General features: G+C 61.6%; 4 protein-coding genes and 1 pseudogene. 2 read left to right on the top strand and 3 right to left on the bottom strand.

Annotation, left to right across the window (positions count from 1 at the left end; all coding sequences use genetic code 11):
- Positions 1-541 precede the first annotated feature (541 nt).
- Positions 542-970, top strand: a complete 429-nt coding sequence (locus tag IEW22_RS19650; protein ID WP_188589054.1) for a DUF6924 domain-containing protein — start codon at positions 542-544, stop codon at positions 968-970.
- Positions 971-1,015: 45 nt separating this feature from the next.
- Here the strand turns inward: IEW22_RS19650 and IEW22_RS19645 are convergent, their stop codons facing one another.
- Together IEW22_RS19645 and IEW22_RS19640 are read right to left on the bottom strand one after the other, a co-directional pair.
- Positions 1,016-1,420 (bottom strand): carboxymuconolactone decarboxylase family protein, encoded by a 405-nt coding sequence (locus IEW22_RS19645; RefSeq protein WP_188589051.1) that lies wholly within the window; start codon positions 1,418-1,420, stop codon positions 1,016-1,018.
- Complete coding sequence (locus tag IEW22_RS19640; protein WP_229742932.1) at positions 1,417-1,806, bottom strand: MerR family transcriptional regulator; 390 nt, start codon at positions 1,804-1,806, stop codon at positions 1,417-1,419. The genes IEW22_RS19645 and IEW22_RS19640 overlap by 4 nt, the downstream gene beginning before the upstream one ends.
- A 134-nt stretch (positions 1,807-1,940) precedes the next feature.
- Between IEW22_RS19640 and IEW22_RS19635 the strand changes: the two genes are divergently transcribed.
- The gene (locus IEW22_RS19635) at positions 1,941-2,213 is read left to right on the top strand and encodes an MBL fold metallo-hydrolase (protein WP_188589046.1); all 273 of its coding nucleotides are present in this window, start codon (positions 1,941-1,943) and stop codon (positions 2,211-2,213) included.
- Between the two features lie 242 nt (positions 2,214-2,455).
- On the opposite strand, the pseudogene IEW22_RS20335 reads toward IEW22_RS19635, so the two are convergent.
- A pseudogene (locus tag IEW22_RS20335) lies at positions 2,456-2,841 on the bottom strand (hypothetical protein); the annotation flags it as partial.

Genomic DNA, 2,841 nt, shown 5'->3' with positions numbered 1-2,841 from the left:
GGATCGCGCTCGGCTTCCGCAACCTCAACCACTACATCTTGCGGTCACTCATCCACTCCGGCGGCCTGGCAGAACACCTACACGCACTCTGAATCAGGAAGAGCCTCTGAACCCGAGTCGGCTGGCGAATTCATTCCAGTCCGCGTCTTCGGCACCGCCGTCGTCGGGTACCGGCGAGACAGTTCGTAGGGTGTCCATCGGATTCAGGGTGTGCGATTGTGATCCGGCAGAGCGGACGGTGGAATCGAGCGGCTCTTCACAGTTGCTTCGAGGACCACAGGCTTGCCTGGCAAGAAAGTATCTCAGCTCGGGGCTCGCCTCGGCCTCGCGGTGTGCTCTGGACTCGACGTATCGGCGACTTCGGTTGGTGGACGTTCGTTGTCGCGGCGCTTGTCGAGGGTGGAGTCGCATGGCCCGGATGCGCGCCCGGCACACCGATCGAGGACGGTTGGCTCGATCCCGGTGCTTACATAGTCTTCGGCTTTGTCGTCGCGCTCGCGGCAACGGTCATTCAGATGTGTCCCTGCTACGTTCGTACGCTGTGGCTATCACCCTCCCCGCCCCAGTCCTTGATTTCTCTGTTCTGATCAGGTCCGATTTTTCTGACGACGATGTGTGGGAAGAGGTGAGGGAAGCGGCCGTGGCCGAGGTGTGGGAGACCCCGAGTGAACCCTTCGTCGCCGATCTGACTGTCGTCGATGACGACGCGTTCGACAAGGTCAGCGTGAATGACTTCGTGTCCGCTGCCGAGGGTAGTGATCACTCAGTTGTCTTCGTCGCCGACGCGAAGACGATGTCAGATCCGGACCACCCGATTCTGGCTATCGACACCTCCGAGGAACCTGGGGCGACGTTTCGTGTTGTGCCGTCGAGCATGTGGGCGGTCCAGAACAATGTCGCCTTGGGCAACCTGTTCTTCAGTGAGCTCGCCGAACAAGCGCGACAGACTTCCGACAACACGATCCGGTGATCGCTGCAGCGGCGAGACACCTGCGGTCTGTCGTTGGCTTGCAACTTATTCGACTGGCAGCACACCACGTTCTGCGAAGACCTTCTTCGCGGTGAAGGTGGCGTTCAAGGCGCGCGGGAACCCGCAGTAGACGGCGGAGTGCAAGAGAGCCTCGACGATCTGCTGCGGCGTGAGCCCCACGTTCAGTGCCGCATTGATGTGGACGTCGAGCTGCGGTTCGCAGCCGCCGAGCGCGGTGAGGATTCCGAGGGTCACGAGTTGCCGGTCGCGCGGTTGTAGGCCGGGGCGCGAATAGATCTCGCCGAACCCCCAGGCAACCACTTGATGGGCGAGTTCGGGAGAGATGTCGCCGAGCGCGTCGATCACGTTGGTGCCGGCTGATCCGTCGACCGCTTCGAGCACCGCCTTGCCCCTCTCGAACTGCTGCTGTCGTTGCGTCGTCTCGGTCATCGTGGATCCCGTTCTGTGGGTGTATTTGCCTGTTGATGTGCGTGGAGAGCGGCGAGATCGTCTCGGTAGGTTGCGATTTTCTTCGCCAGCGCCTTCTCGTGGGTGTGCAGCCGGGCAATCTGGTTGTGCAGTTCCACCTGATGTGCTTCGAGAAGCCGTAGCCGGGACTCGGTTGTCGCTGGGCCCTCGTTCCTGAGCAGTGCGTATTCGCGCATCTGGGCAATCGGCATACCAGTTTCCCGAAGGCGGAGGAGGAACGTGACCCACTCGACGTCCGCTGCCGAATATCGGCGCTGATTGCCGGAGTTGCGTGCGATCGGTCGGATCAGTTCGGCGTGTTCGTAGTAGCGCAACGTGTGCGCTGTCATCCCTGTCGCTGCGCTCATCTGCGCAACCGTAAGACCTGCCTCGTCTTGTGCCACATCAGAAGGCTAGAAGTTAGAGTGCGCTCTAAGTCAAGCGTTCTTGCGAGGTCGTCGGACGCGACGCGACTCGGCTGGCAACGTGACAAAGTCTTCGCATGACATCCGCCCTCCCCGTCGCCGACACATGGTTTCGCGTCGAGCAGGTAACCGATCAGATCGCCAGGATCGACGAGCCGCATGTCGATGAATTACTTCGGGCCAACATCTGGCACCTGCGCGGCCTCGATCACGACCTCGTGGTCGATGCCGGCCTCGGTGTGGCGTCACTGCGCGACCACGTGCCTGCGCTGCTTGAGCACAACCCGATTCTGGTGATCAGCTCGGCCCCCTGCTCGGACTCGACTGGCCGCAGATGCCCGAGTTGCTGATCGACGCTGCCCCAACTGGGTTCGAGCCCACTGCGTACGGTATCTCCGCTGCGCCGGCCACCAGGACCCTCGCCGACGGTGACGAGATCGATCTGGGTGACCGAGTGCTGAGAGTTTTGCATCTCCCCGTGCATGTCGTGTACCCCGGCCACGGCGACCCGTTCGACGGCGAGCGGATGAGAGTGCTCATCGACGAGTACACCTTCGGGAGCGCGCAGTCGAAATCTGAACCGATGCTCATCTCAGTGATGAAACCCGGCCTTCTTGTGCTCCTTGGGAACTGGTGCATCGAGACTGTCGAGGAAGTGCACAGCCGACTTGATGTCGGCCAGTAGTGACGTGGCGAGGTCTTTGCTCAGTCCCGAGCGCACCACGATGCGCTGGACGTTCATCGACGAGAGGTCGTCGGCCATCGGGTAGGCGGGTACCAGCCAGCCCTTCATCCGCAGTCGGTCGGCCAGATCGTAAAGATCCCAGTTCGCGGTGTGACCGTGTTTGATTCGCCAGCAGAACACCGGGATGGTGAGGTGGGCCCTTCGTAGTGGTCCAGTTGTTGTGCGACTCTGTTGCCCGAGTGTTTGGGCAGGAAGAATCGACGACGACATGGCAGGTAGCAAGCGCCGGCGGC

Origin of the sequence: Gordonia jinhuaensis (genome assembly GCF_014639795.1) — a bacterium.
GTDB classification, from domain to species: Bacteria; Actinomycetota; Actinomycetes; order Mycobacteriales; family Mycobacteriaceae; genus Gordonia_B; species Gordonia_B jinhuaensis.
Note: the sequence above shows the minus strand (reverse complement) of the source record. Positions and strands in the feature narration are given on the sequence as shown.